The following is a 14,324-nucleotide window of genomic DNA, read 5'->3' on the forward strand; positions in this document are numbered from 1 at the left end:
CCGACATTTCAGCCCGCCCCGAAACATCGAATGCCATACGCGCCTACACTCGAGCTATTTCCTTCCCGAGGTTCGCCAATGTCCGCTTCCGATCGCGATCACCATTTCCCCGGCTTGAGCCATCTCGGCGCGCTGCTCGCCGATCCGGGACGCGCCGCGATGCTCTGGGCGCTGATGGACGGCAGCGCGCGCCCCGCGGGCGAGCTGACGATGATCGCCGGGCTGTCGCCGTCGGCGGCGAGCGCGCATCTCGCGCGGCTCGCGGACGGCGGCCTCCTCGCGCTCGACGTGCGCGGCCGCCATCGCTATTACCGGATCGCGTCGCCCGATATCGCCGCGGCGATCGAGGCGCTCGCGAACGTCGCGCAGGCGGCCGCGCCGCGGCGCCCGATCCCCCAGCCGGCGCGCATCGTGCCGCCCGACATGCGCTATGCGCGCACCTGCTACGACCACATGGCGGGCGAGCTAGCGGTCCAGGTGTTCGAGCGGCTGATGTCGCGCGGCTGGCTGACGGCCGCGGACGGCACGCTCGATGCGAGCGCGGCGGGCGCCGCGCAGTTCGCGCAATGGGGCATCGACATCGGCGGCCAGCGCGCGAAGCGCCGGCGCTTCGCGTGCACGTGCCCGGACTGGAGCGAGCGCCGTCCGCACCTGGGCGGCTCGCTCGGCGCGGCGCTCCTCGAAAGCTTCCGCCAACGCGGCTGGATCGAGCATGCGGCCAAGCCTCGCGTGCTGCGCGTGACGCCCGCCGGCCAGCGCGAATTCGACGCCTTGCTTACCGGCGAATGACGCGCGCTTTCATTGCTCTGACGAATTCCACCGTGCCGACAACTCTTGTTACACGCACATCAAATCGCATAACAAAACCACCGTCACTGAAACATGCCGAGCGGATAGAGTGGATTCATACGGCGCGTGCCACGCCGGACAAAACAGAGACAATGATGACCATCCTTGCCACTCGCCATCCGTTTGTGCTTTCGCGCATCGCCCGCTACACGCTCGTCGCCGTCGCAATGCTCGCTGCGTTACCGCCCGCCATCGCGCAAAACGTCGCCCCGCCGCCCGCCGGCGTCGCCCAGCAAGCAGGCGGCGATCCGCCGAGCCGCGTCGCGCGCCTGAACTACCTGTCCGGGGCCGTCACGACCGAGCCCGCGGGCGCGAGCGACTGGTCGTACGCAGCCGTCAACCGTCCGCTCACGACGGGCGACCAGCTATGGAACGATTCGGGCGCGCGCTCCGAGCTGCACATCGGCTCGACCGCGGTGCGGCTCGGTCAATCGACGAGCCTGTCGATCCTCAATCTCGACGACGCGAACACGCAACTGAAGGTGCCGCTCGGCACGCTGTCGACGCACGTGCGCGAACTGCCGCCCGGCACGTCGTATGAAATCGACACGCCGAACCTCGCGCTCGCGGTCGGCTCGCCCGGCGATTATCGCGTCGACGTCGCGCCCGACGGTTCGAGCACGACCGTCACCGTGCGGCGCGGCAGCGCAACCGTCTACGGCGACGGCACGCAGATGCCGGTGTCGGCCGGCCAGCGGGTCGTCTTCACGGGCACCGGGCTGCAAGTCGCGGACACGGGCGCCGTGGCGCCGCCCGACGGTCTCGACGACTGGGCCGCTAGCCGCGATGCGGCCGAGGAGCGCTCCGTGTCGGCCCGCTACGTATCGCGCGAAATCCCGGGCTACCAGGACCTCGACGCGAACGGAACGTGGCGCGACGACCCCGATTACGGCGAGGTGTGGGTGCCGAGCGCGGTGCCCGCCGGCTGGGCGCCGTACCACACCGGCCACTGGATCTGGCAGGCGCCGTGGGGCTGGACCTGGGTCGACGACGAGCCGTGGGGCTTCGCGCCGTATCACTACGGCCGCTGGGCGTACGTCGACGACTCGTGGGCATGGGTGCCGGGCCCGCTCGTCGTCAGCGCGCCGCCGTGCTACGCGCCCGCGCTCGTCGCGTTCGTCGGCGGGGGCGGCGGCGGCTTCGACTGGAGCGTGAGCCTCGCGGTCGGCGGCATCGCGGCGGCGGGCGTCGCGTGGTTCCCGCTCGGGCCGCGCGACCCGTGGCGGCCGAGCTGGGGCGGCTGGAGCCCGCACTACTACCAGCGCGTGAACCAGACGGTGATCGTGAACAACGTCAACAACATCAACGTCAACAAGACGGTAAACGTGACGAACATCACGAACATCCACAACACGTACGTGAACTTCCGCGCGCCGAACGCGGTGACGGCCGTGCCGGCGACCGCGTTCGTCCACGGGCAGCCGGTGTCGCGCTTCGCGCAGAAGGTCGATCCGCAGCAGTGGCGCAATGCGCACATCGGCTCGGGCGCGCCGGGCGTCGCGCCGGTACGGCAAAGCTTCACGGGCGCACTGCGCAACGCCGCGTACCGGCCGCCCGCGGCCGTCGAGCAGCGCTCGATCGTCGCGACGCGCAACCCGGCCGTGCCGGCCGCTTATCACGATCAGCTCGCCGCGCATCTCGCGCAGAGCGGCGCGCGGGTGCCGGGCGCGGGCGCGCCCGTCGTGAAGACCACCGTGCCGCCGAACTACGCGATGCGGCCGGTGCGCACGCCCGAGAACACCGGCGCGCCGAACCGCTGGGCGATGCGCAACGTGCAGCTCGTCGACACGCACGCGAGCGTCGCGCAACCCGCGCGCGGCCTGCAGGGCGGCGCGGGCAATCCGGCCGCGCGCGCGGGCGAGCGGCCGCAGCCGAATATGCCGCAGCCGAACGCAGCTCAACCGAATGCGGCTCAACCGAATGCCGCGCCATCGAACTTCGCGCGCCCCGGCGTTCCGCAGCCGGGCGCCACGCAGCCGAATGCACCGCACGCGCCGGCTGTTCCCGGTGCGCCGGGCGGGCCGCAAAACGCGATGCGGCCTGACGCGTCCCGGCCGAACGGGGCCCGGCCGAATCCCGCGCCGTCGCCCCAAAACGGCGTGCCGCGGCCGCCCACGGCCGTCGAGAACCCGGGCGCGCGCAACGAAGCGCGTGCGCCGGGCGAAACGCAGCGTCCGCAGCCGTCCTGGACGCAGCCGCATCCGCCGATCCAGCAGCAGCGCGCGAACGAAGGCCGGCCGCGCGCGAACGGCGAGCCGAATGCGCCGCTCAATTACCGGTCGCCGACGCAGAACGCGGTGCCGCCGATCCGCTCGACGCCGACGCCCACGCACTCCGCCCAGCCCGCGCCGCAGCCCGCCGAGCGCACGCAGCCGCAGCCGGCATGGCAGCAGGCGCCGCGAAACGAAATGCGCGCGCCCGAAGCGCCGCGCAGCGCGCCGCGCGAGGCCCCGCGTCAGGAAGCCGCACCGCCCGCACCGCGCAGCGAATATCGCGCGCCGGCCCCCGCGCCGCGTCCGCAGGTTGAAGCACCGAGGATGGAAGCCCCGCGGATGCCCGCACCGCGAATGGAAGCGCCGAGGATGGAGCCGCGCCCCGCCGCGCCGCCGCCCGCCGTGCCGCACAACCCGCCGCCCGCGCCGCGCCAGGAGCCGCAGCATCAGGTGCGCCCCGACCAGCAGCACGGTTTCGCCCCTCACCGCGAAGAGCGCCGGCACGCGTAACCGCAGCGCACGCCTCGCATCAACGAAAAACCCGCGAATTCGCGGGTTTTTTTCATGGGTCGATCGAGACGGGCCGCACGCCGTTCAGACGGCCATCGGCGCGGTCAGCGGTTCGTGATGGCGATAGCCGACGAGCGCGAAGTCCGACGGCTCGATGCGTTCGAGCCATTGCGGCTCGTACTCGCCCGTCTTCGCGTAATCGGGCACGCGCTCGGCGATCTCGAGCCGCGGGCTCTCGAACGGCTCGCGCTCGAGTTGCTGCTTGAGCATGTCGAGCTGATTCTCGTAGATGTGCGCATCGCCGATGAAGTACGTGAACCAGCGCGGCGTGTAGCCCGTCAGCCGGCCGACGAGCGTGAGGAGCGCCGCGCCTTCCGCGAGATTGAACGGCGTGCCGAGTCCGACGTCGTTGCTGCGGATATACAGGCACAGCGAGATTTCGCGGCGCTCGACGTTCGGCAGGAACTGATAGAGCAGATGGCACGCGGGCAGCGCGATCTCGTCGAGCACCGCGGGATTCCAGCCGTGGAACAGGATGCGCCGGCTCGACGGATCGCGCACGATCGTATCGACGCAGTCGCGCAACTGATCGATCGCCTTGTGGAGCAGCACCTTGTCCGCGCCGTCCTCCTCGAAGCGCGCGACGACGCGAAAGCCGCGCGACGTCGCATCGGCGATCTGCGCGCCGGCGTGCGCGTCGAGCGCCTTGTAGCCCGGCCAGCGCCGCCATTGGACGCCGTACACGTCGCCGAGATCGTCGACGCCGCGGCGATACGGATTCGCGAGCCACTGCGCGTTCTCATTCGCATTCGCGTCCCACACCTTGCAGCCGAGCGCGCGGAAATCGGCCGCGCTGCGCGTCGCGCGCAGGAAGCCGACGAGTTCGCCGATCGCCGACTTGAACGCGAGCTTCTTCGTCGTCACGGCGGGAAAGCCCTGCTGCAGATCGAAGCGCAACATCGCGCCGGGGATGCCGATCGTGCGGATGCCCGTGCGGTTGCTCTGCCAGGCGCCGGTGTCGAGAATGGTGCGAACGAGATCGAGATACTGTTTCATGCGGGTTCCTCCGGCCGCGAAAGCGGTCGTGCCCGCCATTTTAGCAAGGCCCGCGCTAGCAGGCCCGGCGCAGGTCCTCTTCGCGCTTCGCGCGCGTGCTGCCGTCGTCGCGCATCCCGTACGCGCAAAGCAGGCGATAGAGCGTCACCCGCGATACGCCGAGCTCGCGCGCGGCGTCCGCGAGCCGGCCGCGATGCCGCAGCAGCGCGACCTCGATCGCGTGCCGCTCCGCGCTCTCGCGCGCCTCCTCGAGCGACATCGGCTCGACTTCCGCGTAGCCCGACAGCTCGAGATCGGCCGCGCTGATCATCCGCCCCTCCGACATCACGATCGCGCGCCGCACCCGGTTGATCAGCTCGCGCACGTTGCCCGGCCACGCATAGTTGTGAAGCGCCGCGATCGCATCGGGCGTGAAGCCGCGCAGCCGCCGGTGCGCGTCGCCCTTGAAGCGCTCGAGCATGTGCCGCGCGAGGATCTCGATGTCCTTGCCGCGCTCGCGCAGCGGCGGCTCCTCAAGCTTCAGCACGCACAGCCGGTGATACAGGTCCTCTCGAAAGCGCCCGTTGCGCAGCGCGACCTGCATGTCGACGTGCGTCGCGGAAATGATCCGCACGTCGACCGGAATCGACTGGTGTCCGCCGACGCGCTCGACCTTGTGCTCCTGCAGGAAGCGCAACAGGCTCGCCTGGCTCTCGAACGGCAGATCGCCGATTTCGTCGAGGAACAGCGTGCCGCCGTTCGCCGCTTCGATACGGCCGATCTTGCGCTGATTCGCGCCGGTGAACGCGCCGCGCTCGTAGCCGAACAACTCGGCCTGCAACAGCGTCGGCGGAATCGCGCCGCAGTTGATCGCGACGAACGGCGCGCTCGCGCGCGCCGAGCGCTCGTGAATCGCGACGGCCGTCAGCTCCTTGCCGGTGCCGGACTCGCCGGAGATGAACACCGGCGCGTCGGTCGTGGCAACCTTGCGGATCATCTTGAAGAGCGCGAGCATCGCGTCGCAGGTGCCGACCATCTCGCCCTCGTTGCGCACCGTCGCGGCGGCGGGCGCGAGCCCTTCCGACAGCGTGACCATGCCGTACGCGTGGCCGACCGACTCGACGATGCGGTCGCACTCGTAGGGCACCGTCACGTAGTCGAAGCAGTAATCGCGCACGAAGCGGCGCACCGCTTCGTCTTCCATCTGCCCTCGCCTCGTCGTCGCGATCCAGCCGACGTTCGGCGTCTTCAGACTCGCTTCGAGTTCGCGCAATTCGGCGGCCCCGACCCCGCACGAAAAATCGAGCAAGCCGCCCGCCATCACGCCGCGCGCGGCGGAGCGCCGCATCTCGCGAGGCGAATCGACAACGTCGACCTGCCAGCCATGCTGGCCGAAACAGCGCCGCAGATCCGCATCAGGACGATGGGAATAGTAAATGAGGTGTCTAGCCGCAACATCCATGACGCCACCCAGTCAACAATTTGCGCCGCGCCGCCCGACACCGGTGCGCGACGGAACCGGGCCGGGCCCCGCGAGAAGGGCCCGGCCCGTCATTTTTCACTACCACTGGAACTGCGTTCCCCATCAATCGGCGCTTGGTTCGAAAAAAGGGCCGTGGTCTCTCCGCCCGTTCCCGAATCCATGTTGTCTCAGCGTACTGACAAGCATGCGACGAAGCAAATGAATTCAATCGAGCATTTTTTCAGCATCGGCTTCATTGAAAATACCATTGCATTCCTCTGCTTGAAACGTGACAGATCGTGTTTATCGATTCACTTAATTCGTCGCACACTTGAGTAGAAGATTAGATTAATCCTTCATTTTTTGAATCAGCGGTATTCCCGAGGGCCCGTTTCAAAGCTGAAACGTTTTGTGCGCGTTTGACCGCGCACTCATTCGTCCGCGCATTTCCGCAGCCCGAACGCGCAACGGATTGCACGCGATGGCATGCATTTCGCTCGATCACCGGCAAAACCGGAGAGATGTCATGCGAATCGCTGCCTGCCTTGCCTGTCGACGGCATTCCATCGCCGCAGCATTCGCCATATCGCTTGCCGCCCCGTGTCCTTATGTCGCAGTCGCGCACGAAAACAAAACGTATCGGATCGTCGACGCGCAGCCCGGGCACGTTGCCGCAGCCGGCTGGGGCGAACGTTTCGTGCGCGTCGATGCCGGCGCATCCGCGCGACAGCGCGATCGCGCGCCGGCGCCCGCTCCCGTCGCGACGCCGCCGCCGCTCGTCGACGGCGGCGCGACCGTCACGCTGTGGGACGAGATCGGCCCGCCAGCGCCGCTGCCCATGCCGTCGAACGCACGCATGATCCACGGCGACGGCGTGAGCTATACGCGGCAATGACGCATCCGGATGCGAATCGCCGCTGCGACACAACCACGCAATATCAAGAGGAAACGAGATGACCGCCCTGCCCGACGCCTCGCACCCGTCGTCGCGCCGCGCGCTGCCGGCCGTACGAACCGGTTTCAACGCCGCGAACGTGCACGTCGAGCCGGTAGGCGCGGTTGCGCGCAGCATCGCGCATCTGCGTGCGGCCACTTCGTGCGCCGCCTGTCGGTACGCAGTGCGCACTCGCGACGCTCGAAACGAGCATGACGATCGTGGCGATCTCGACGCACGGGCCGCGCCCGCGCCGATGCATCGCATGAGCGTGACCTCGCTCGGCGCGCGAAGCGCACGCGTCTCGCGTCTGTCCGAATTGAAGCATTCACACACGTCCATCCATCCCGCTCTGCGCCGCGCATCGCATGCGACGGCGAACGCCGGATGCATCGCATCGGCGAACCCGTCGGGTTCGTCGCCCGCGCATCGATGCGCGGGCACAGCAGTTCTTCAGCGCCGCAGCGTCACGATCCTCGCGCTGCGCGCGGAAGCGGAAGCCGCCTCGGATAGCGAACTATCCGAGGCGGCCCCCAAATACGGAAGTCTGGGACAGCCGGCGGGGGGGCATGACTTGCGGCGGGCATTGCGCCACGGCAACGCGCTCGCGCATCTCATCGGAATCGTCCAGGTCGTCCAGATAGCCGGAGCCGTTCATGCAACGGCGAACGTTTTGGTGCTCCGTCCCCCGGCGGGCACTCTTTTTGACAGCGGAATCCATGCGCGCAGCAGCGCGACGAAACGCCCGCTCGTTGCAACAGTGAAGCGAGCGTCGGCACACGGTTCCACGTTCATCTCGCCGCGCCGCCGCGTTTCGCGCGGCGCGACAAACATCGCATCGCGCACCGCCTCGCCGTGCGGGCTCGCGCGTGCCGGTCGCGCCAGTGATGCAGCGGCGAGCGCCGATGCGCGGCGAATCGCGACGATGCCGGACCGCGCGTGCGGCACGTGCGACCGCCGTGATGCGCATCGGGCCGCATGCGCGCCGTCCATCGCGAGCGCGTCGGCTTCCGCATGCAGGCGACGACGTTCGCGCGATGCGCAAGACGTCGGCAACGTCGCGGCATGTCGCGGCGCCGCGGATCTTTTTCATGCGGGGAGAGCAGGCGTGCTCGCCGCGTCGAGCGCGCGCCGCGTGGCGACAAGCGCCATCGACATCACCGAAACGAAGACCGCCGGCGGTGCCGGCGCGACGCAGGACAACCATTCGCCGCCGCCGCGCTGACGCGCAGCCGTCGACGGCTTCTTCATGGAGCATGCGCATTGCGTCGCCGCGATCGCGGCGCGACGCGCAGCGGGGGGACCACATGTCCGAGGAAATCGCGCCGACGCGCGCTCGGCCCGCCGCCGCATTCGCGCGCCGCGCGCGCGTTCGCGATCGCCGCATCGATGTCCGGCCGAACAGATTCGGCCGCGACGACGCACGGCCGCGCCGCGCGATACGCCGCCGCCGGCGCGCCGACGTTTTCCCGCATCGAGCAACGCATGTCGTGCGCATCGCCGCGCTCCCGTCCTCGCTCCCGTCCCGAACCACCGCACATGCGTCGCAGCGACGCCGGCACCGCGCGCCGGCCGCTCGACATCCCCGCCGCCCGTCCGCATCGCCCGCGCCAACGACGCGCGCCACGCGACGACGCCCGCGACTCCCCCATCGAGCATTGCACGCCGCGCGCGGCCCCCGACACGTTCGGAACAACATCCCAACTGAGGTGCATCGTGCCAGACTTCCGCTCTCCCACCGATTGCGCGCCGCCCGGCCACGCCGTGCAGCGGCCCGCGTCACCGGACGACGCGGCCGCACGCCAGCTCGTCTACCTGTCGCGCACGCCCGACACGACGCTCGTCGAGCATCTGCGCGCGCGACGCTGGAACGTGCACGTCGTGCGCTCCGCGAACGAAGCGGCGCGGCGCGTGAAGCCGAATCAGCCGCAGGCGGGCATCGCCGATCTCGACGGCTTCGCGCCGCGCGAGCTGCCGACGCTCGAAGCGGTATTGCGCCAGCAGCAGGTCGGCTGGATCGCGCTCGCGGGCGACGCGCGCATCAACGATCCCGACGTGCGCCGGCTGATTCGCCAGTACTGCTTCGACTACATGCAGGGTCCGCCGCCGCACGAGACGATCGATTATCTGGTCGGCCACGCCTATGGGATGGTCGCGCTGTGCGATCTCGACTTCGCGGCGGGCGCCGCCGCCGCGACGGGCGATGAGATGGTCGGCGCGTGCGACGCGATGCAGCAGTTGTTCCGGATGATCCGCAAGGTTGCCGCGACCGACGCGACCGTGTTCATCTCCGGCGAATCGGGCACCGGCAAGGAGCTGACCGCGCTCGCGATTCACGAGCGCTCCGAGCGCCGCAAGGCGCCGTTCGTCGCGATCAACTGCGGCGCAATTCCGAATCATCTGCTGCAATCCGAAATGTTCGGCTACGAGCGCGGCGCATTCACGGGCGCGAGTCAGCGCAAGATCGGCCGCGTCGAATCGGCGGACGGCGGCACGCTGTTTCTCGACGAGATCGGCGACATGCCGCTCGAGAGCCAGGCGAGCATGCTGCGCTTCCTGCAGGAAGGCAGGATCGAGCGGCTCGGCGGGCACGATTCGATTCCGGTCGACGTGCGGATCATCTCCGCGACGCACGTCGATCTCGACGCGGCGATGCGCGCCGGCCGCTTTCGCGAAGACCTGTACCACCGGCTATGCGTGCTGAAGCTCGACGAGCCGCCGCTGCGCGCCCGCGGCAAGGACATCGAAATCCTCGCGCATCACATCCTGCACCAGTTCAGGAGCGACGGCGCGCGCCGCATCCACGGCTTCACGTCGTGCGCGATCGAAGCGATGTACAACTATCAGTGGCCCGGCAACGTGCGCGAGCTGATCAACCGGATCCGGCGCGCGATCGTGATGTCGGACAGCCGGCAACTGTCGGCCGCCGATCTCGATCTCGCGCCGTTCGCGGCGCGCCAGGCGACGACGCTCGCCGAAGCGCGCGAGCGCGCCGAGCGCCGGACGATCGAGGCGTCGCTGCTGCGGCATCGCAATCGCCTGACCGAAGCGGCGGCGGAGCTCGGCGTGTCGCGCGCGACGCTGTATCGGCTGATGGTGTCGCACGGCCTGCGCGAGCTGTCATGGGGCGCGCATCGCCCGGGCGCGAGCCATCCGAACGACGAAGCCGGGCCCGCGTGACACGCGGTCGCGCGCCGCGAGATCCGGTAGAATCGGGCCCTTCCGGCATCTTTTTCTTCCCGTCATGACGACGCTGACCCTGATCGTCGCGCGCGCCCGCAATGGCGTGATCGGCCGCGACAACCAACTTCCGTGGAAACTTCCCGAGGACCTCGCATTCTTCAAGCGCACGACGATGGGCGCGCCGATCGTGATGGGCCGCAGGACGCACGAATCGATCGGCCGGCCGCTGCCCGGCCGCCGCAACATCGTCGTCACGCGCGACGCCGCGCGCCACTTCGACGGCTGCGACACGGTCACGTCGCTCGACGGCGCGCTCGCGCTCGCCGCGCGCGACGGCGCGGCCGAAGCGTTCCTGATCGGCGGCGCGCAGTTGTACGCGGAGGGCCTGCGCCACGCGGACAAGCTGATCGTCACCGAGATCGATCAGGATTTCGAAGGCGACGCGTCGTTTCCCGCGCCCGATCCCGCGCAATGGGAAGCCGTGTCGCGCGATGCGCATCGCGCGGCCGCGCCGAACGACTTCGCATATGCATTCGTCGTCTATCGTCGCAAGCGCGCCGGTTGACGCACGCGAGGCGGCGCGCGATATCGCGGGCTCTCGCGCGACGACACAAAAAAAGCGCCGCTCGCCGCGGCGCTTTTTGCTTTTGCGCGATCCATGCGATCGCCGCGCTCACTGCCCCGCGATCGTCATCTGCTCGATCAGCACCGAACCCGTTTCCTTCGTGCCGCGCACGATCGAATCCGCGCCGATCGCAACGATGTGGCGGAACATTTCCTGCAGCGTGCTCGCCACCGTGATCTCCTCGACCGGGTACTGAATCTCGCCGTTCTCGACCCAGAAGCCCGCCGCGCCGCGCGAATAGTCGCCCGTCACGTAGTTCACGCCCTGCCCCATCAGCTCGGTCAGCAAAAGACCCGTGCCGAGCTTCTTGAGCATCGCGTCGAAATCGTCGGCGGGCGTCGTGAGCGCGCTCCTGAGCGCGATGTTGTGCGAGCCGCCCGCGTTGCCGGTCGTCTGCGTGCCGAGCTTGCGCGCCGAATAGGTCGACAGGAAATAGCCCTCGACCACGCCGTCCCTGACGACGTTGCGCGCGCGCGTGCGCACGCCTTCCTCGTCGAACGGCGCGCTGCCCATCGCGCGCGGCACGTGCGGGTCCTCGACGATCTGCACGTGCGGCGCGAACACCTCCTTGCCGAGGCTGTCGACGAGGAACGACGTCTTCCGATACAGCGCGCCGCCGCTCACCGCCTGCACGAACGCGCCGAGCAGGCCCGCCGCGAGCGGCGCTTCGAACAGCACGGGCACCTTGCGCGTGTCGAGGCGGCGCGCGCCCATCCGCGCGAGCGCGCGCTGCGCCGCGTAGCGGCCGACCGACTCGGGCGAAGCGAGTTCGTCCGCGCGGCGCTTCGACGTGTACCAGTCGTCGCGCTGCATGTGGCGGCCGGCGCCCGCGATCGGCGCGCACGCGACGTAGTGGCGCGAGTACGGATAGCCGGCGAGGAAGCCGCGCGTCGTCGCGAGCACGAACTGCGAATGCTGCGCGGACACGCTCGCCCCCTCCGAATTGCGGATCTGCGGACTCACCGCGAATGCGGCGTCCTCCGCGCGGCGCGCGAGGTCGACCGCTTCGTCGGCCGACAGGCGCCACGGGTGATAAAGGTCCAGGTCGCGCGGTTCGGTTTCGAGCAGCTCGGCCTCGGCGAGCCCCGCCGCGTCGTCCTCGGCCGTGAAGCGCGCGATGTTGTACGCGGCTGCGACCGTGTCCTTCAGCGCTGCGGGCGAGAAATCCGACGTGCTCGCATTGCCGCGCTTCTTGCCGATGAAGACGGTCACGCCAACCGTCTTGTCGCGGTTGTGCTCGATCGTCTCGACTTCGCCGCGCCGCACCGACACCGACAGGCCGTCGCCCTCGGAGATTTCGGTCGCGGCGTCGGTCGCGCCGAGCGTCTTCGCGTGCCGGAGGATGTCCGTCGCGATTGCCTTCAGTTCGTCTTGCGTGTGCGGGAAATAGTGCGCCTGGGCGTCGAGGTTTGCAGCCATCGTCGTGGTATCCGGTGACGGGCGGGTCGCCCGCATGTTTCGAAATGTGCGTATCCCGCGATCATAGCAAGGTCCGGCGCGAGCGACGCGGGTCGGCGACACGGCGCGCGGCGCGCCGCGGCCGCGCGGTGCCCGGCGCGATACAATGCCGCCCATGACACGCAAAACCCGTATCCAACCGATCGAGCACGCCGGCGAGAACGCCGACCACGGCTACGATCGCCCCAGCAAATCCCAGTTGAAGCGCGACATGCACGCGCTGCAGGAACTGGGTGCCGCCCTCGTCGAGCTGCCGAAGGACGCGTTCAAGCGCATGCCGATGCCGGAAGATCTCGCCGACGCCGTGCGCGAAGCGCGCCGCATCACCGATCACGAGGGCAAGCGCCGCCAGATTCAATACGTCGGGCGCGTGATGCGCGCGCTCAGCGCCGACGAGACGGCCGCGCTGCGCGCGGCGCTCGACGCGCAGCGCGGCGTGAACAAGGCCGAGACGGCGCGCCTGCACTGGATCGAGCGCACCCGCGAGCAACTGCTCGCGAGCGACGATGCGCTGACCGCGTTCATCCGCGAGCATCCGTCGGCCGACGTGCAGGAGGGCCGCACGCTGATCCGCAACACGCGCAGGGAAGCGCAGCAAGGCAAGCCGCCGCGCTACTTCCGCGAGCTGTTCCAGTGGATCAAGACGGCGAGCGGCTCGGCCGGCGGCGAAAGCGACGCGCCCGACCACTCACCGGATTCCGACGATGACGACGACGAAGCGTAACCACCCCGACGAACTCGTGATCGGCCTCGTGTCGATCAGCGATCGCGCGAGCAGCGGCGTCTACGAGGACAAGGGCATTCCGGCGCTGTCCGAATGGCTCGCGGCGGCGCTCGCGTCGCCGTGGCGCGCCGAGACGCGGCTCGTCCGGGACGACGCGCCGACGATCTCGGCCGCGCTCGTCGAGCTCGTCGACACGGTCGGCTGCGATCTCGTGCTGACGACGGGCGGCACGGGCCCCGCGCGCCGCGACGTGACGCCCGAGGCGACGCTCGCCGTCGCGACGAAGGCCATGCCGGGCTTCGGCGAGCAGATGCGCCAGATCAGCCTGAATTTCGTGCCGACCGCGATCCTGTCGCGGCAGGTCGCGGTGATTCGCGAAACTGCGGATCACGCGGCGCTGATCGTGAATCTGCCCGGCCAGCCGAAATCGATCAAGGAAACGCTCGAAGGGTTGCGCGGCGACGACGGCAAGGTCGAGGTGCCGGGCATTTTTGCTGCGGTGCCGTACTGCATCGACCTGATCGGCGGCCCGTACGCGCAGACGAACCCGGCCGTGTGCGCGGCGTTCCGGCCGAAGAGCGCGATGCGCGCGCCGAAGTGACGGCTGCCGCGGCGGCGGCGATCGGCGCGCGTCGCCCGCTTCTTACGCTGTCTCGCCCGCCGGCGCGGCCGGAATCAGAAAACGCTCGCGATAATACTTCAGCTCGTCGATCGACTCGTGGATGTCGGCGAGCGCGGTATGCATCGCGCGCTTCTGAAAGCCCTTGTAGATCGCGGGCTGCCAGCGCCGGCACAGCTCCTTGAGCGTGCTGACGTCGAGGTTGCGGTAATGGAAGAAGCGCTCGAGCTCCGGCATCCAGCGCGCCATGAAGCGGCGGTCCTGGCAGATCGAGTTGCCGCACATCGGCGACTTGCCGGGCGGCACGTACTGGCCGAGAAACGCCTCGATCTGCGCGGCGGCGTCCGCCTCGGTGACGCTCGACGCGCGCACGCGGTCGATGAGGCCGGAGCGCCCATGCGTGTTCTTGTTCCAGTCGTCCATCTTTGCGAGCGTCTCGTCGCTTTGATGGATCGCGAGCACGGGCCCCTCGAGCGCGATGTCGAGGGTCGAATTGGTGACGACGACGGCGATCTCGATGATGCGGTCGGTGTCCGGGCTCAGGCCCGTCATTTCCATGTCGAGCCAGACGAGGTTCAGTTCGTTGCGAACGAGCACGGGCTGGCCGGCCACGGCGGAGATATCGGTCATGAGCAATCCTGGGAAATGAGCGGACGGCGCGCGCGCCGCCGGGCGGGCCGGCAAACGACGAGCGGGCCGGGTCCGCAAGATC

Annotated in this window: 13 protein-coding genes and 1 pseudogene; 9 read left to right on the top strand and 5 right to left on the bottom strand. The window is 69.3% G+C overall.

Annotated features, from left to right (window positions below; all coding sequences use genetic code 11):
* The first annotated feature begins 78 nt into the window (after nt 1-78).
* Nucleotides 79-789 (top strand): helix-turn-helix transcriptional regulator, encoded by a 711-nt coding sequence (locus WT16_RS11930; protein ID WP_015601942.1) that lies wholly within the window; start codon nt 79-81, stop codon nt 787-789.
* Between the two features lie 155 nt (nt 790-944).
* Nucleotides 945-3,572 carry a DUF6600 domain-containing protein gene (locus WT16_RS11935; RefSeq protein WP_063533848.1) on the top strand — a complete coding sequence of 876 codons (2,628 nt, stop codon included), beginning with the start codon at nt 945-947 and terminating at the stop codon, nt 3,570-3,572.
* An 84-nt stretch (nt 3,573-3,656) separates the two neighbouring features.
* On the opposite strand, the gene WT16_RS11940 is transcribed toward WT16_RS11935, so the two are convergent.
* Together WT16_RS11940 and WT16_RS11945 are read right to left on the bottom strand one after the other, a co-directional pair.
* Nucleotides 3,657-4,628: a thymidylate synthase gene (locus WT16_RS11940; protein WP_063533401.1), complete on the bottom strand. Its 972-nt coding sequence runs from the start codon at nt 4,626-4,628 to the stop codon at nt 3,657-3,659.
* A 55-nt stretch (nt 4,629-4,683) separates the two neighbouring features.
* On the bottom strand, nt 4,684-6,069 hold the full coding sequence (locus WT16_RS11945; protein ID WP_063533402.1) for a sigma-54 dependent transcriptional regulator: 1,386 nt from the start codon (nt 6,067-6,069) through the stop codon (nt 4,684-4,686).
* On the opposite strand from WT16_RS11945, the gene WT16_RS34860 reads away from it, so the two are divergent.
* The 3 genes from WT16_RS34860 to WT16_RS34385 all read left to right on the top strand — a co-directional run bounded on the left by WT16_RS34860 (nt 5,992) and on the right by WT16_RS34385 (nt 8,228).
* Entirely contained in the window at nt 5,992-6,408 is a 417-nt protein-coding gene (locus WT16_RS34860; RefSeq protein WP_231892078.1) for a hypothetical protein, read from the top strand. The two genes, WT16_RS11945 and WT16_RS34860, sit on opposite strands and share 78 nt — an antisense overlap.
* A gap of 358 nt (nt 6,409-6,766) precedes the next feature.
* A complete protein-coding gene (locus WT16_RS34865; RefSeq protein ID WP_009913214.1) occupies nt 6,767-6,964 on the top strand; it encodes a hypothetical protein in 198 nt (65 codons plus the stop codon).
* Between the two features lie 58 nt (nt 6,965-7,022).
* The gene (locus WT16_RS34385; protein WP_063533403.1) at nt 7,023-8,228 is read left to right on the top strand and encodes a hypothetical protein; all 1,206 of its coding nucleotides are present in this window, start codon (nt 7,023-7,025) and stop codon (nt 8,226-8,228) included.
* Between the two features lie 22 nt (nt 8,229-8,250).
* Here WT16_RS34385 and WT16_RS34390 read toward each other — a convergent pair whose 3' ends face one another.
* Nucleotides 8,251-8,586 carry a hypothetical protein gene (locus WT16_RS34390; RefSeq protein WP_197486469.1) on the bottom strand — a complete coding sequence of 112 codons (336 nt, stop codon included), beginning with the start codon at nt 8,584-8,586 and terminating at the stop codon, nt 8,251-8,253.
* Nucleotides 8,587-8,603: 17 nt separating this feature from the next.
* Between WT16_RS34390 and WT16_RS11965 the strand changes: the two are divergent.
* Both WT16_RS11965 and WT16_RS11970 read left to right on the top strand, forming a co-directional pair.
* A pseudogene (locus tag WT16_RS11965) lies at nt 8,604-10,183 on the top strand (sigma-54 dependent transcriptional regulator).
* Nucleotides 10,184-10,247: 64 nt separating this feature from the next.
* Complete coding sequence (locus WT16_RS11970) at nt 10,248-10,751, top strand: dihydrofolate reductase (RefSeq protein ID WP_015600609.1); 504 nt, start codon at nt 10,248-10,250, stop codon at nt 10,749-10,751.
* Between the two features lie 108 nt (nt 10,752-10,859).
* Here WT16_RS11970 and pmbA read toward each other — a convergent pair whose 3' ends face one another.
* Nucleotides 10,860-12,230 carry a metalloprotease PmbA gene (gene pmbA / locus WT16_RS11975; RefSeq protein WP_063533406.1) on the bottom strand — a complete coding sequence of 457 codons (1,371 nt, stop codon included), beginning with the start codon at nt 12,228-12,230 and terminating at the stop codon, nt 10,860-10,862.
* 154 nt (nt 12,231-12,384) lie between these two features.
* Between pmbA and yjgA the strand changes: the two genes are divergently transcribed.
* Nucleotides 12,385-12,993 carry a ribosome biogenesis factor YjgA gene (gene yjgA / locus WT16_RS11980; RefSeq protein ID WP_015601572.1) on the top strand — a complete coding sequence of 203 codons (609 nt, stop codon included), beginning with the start codon at nt 12,385-12,387 and terminating at the stop codon, nt 12,991-12,993.
* Complete coding sequence (gene mog, locus WT16_RS11985) at nt 12,974-13,594, top strand: molybdopterin adenylyltransferase (RefSeq protein ID WP_015601319.1); 621 nt, start codon at nt 12,974-12,976, stop codon at nt 13,592-13,594. The genes yjgA and mog overlap by 20 nt, the downstream gene beginning before the upstream one ends.
* 42 nt (nt 13,595-13,636) lie before the next feature.
* On the opposite strand, the gene orn is transcribed toward mog, so the two are convergent.
* On the bottom strand, nt 13,637-14,242 hold the full coding sequence (orn, locus tag WT16_RS11990) for an oligoribonuclease (RefSeq protein WP_009913224.1): 606 nt from the start codon (nt 14,240-14,242) through the stop codon (nt 13,637-13,639).
* Nucleotides 14,243-14,324: the final 82 nt, after the last annotated feature.

Source organism: Burkholderia sp. MSMB1589WGS (assembly GCF_001636105.1).
Classification (GTDB): Bacteria; Pseudomonadota; Gammaproteobacteria; order Burkholderiales; family Burkholderiaceae; genus Burkholderia; species Burkholderia humptydooensis.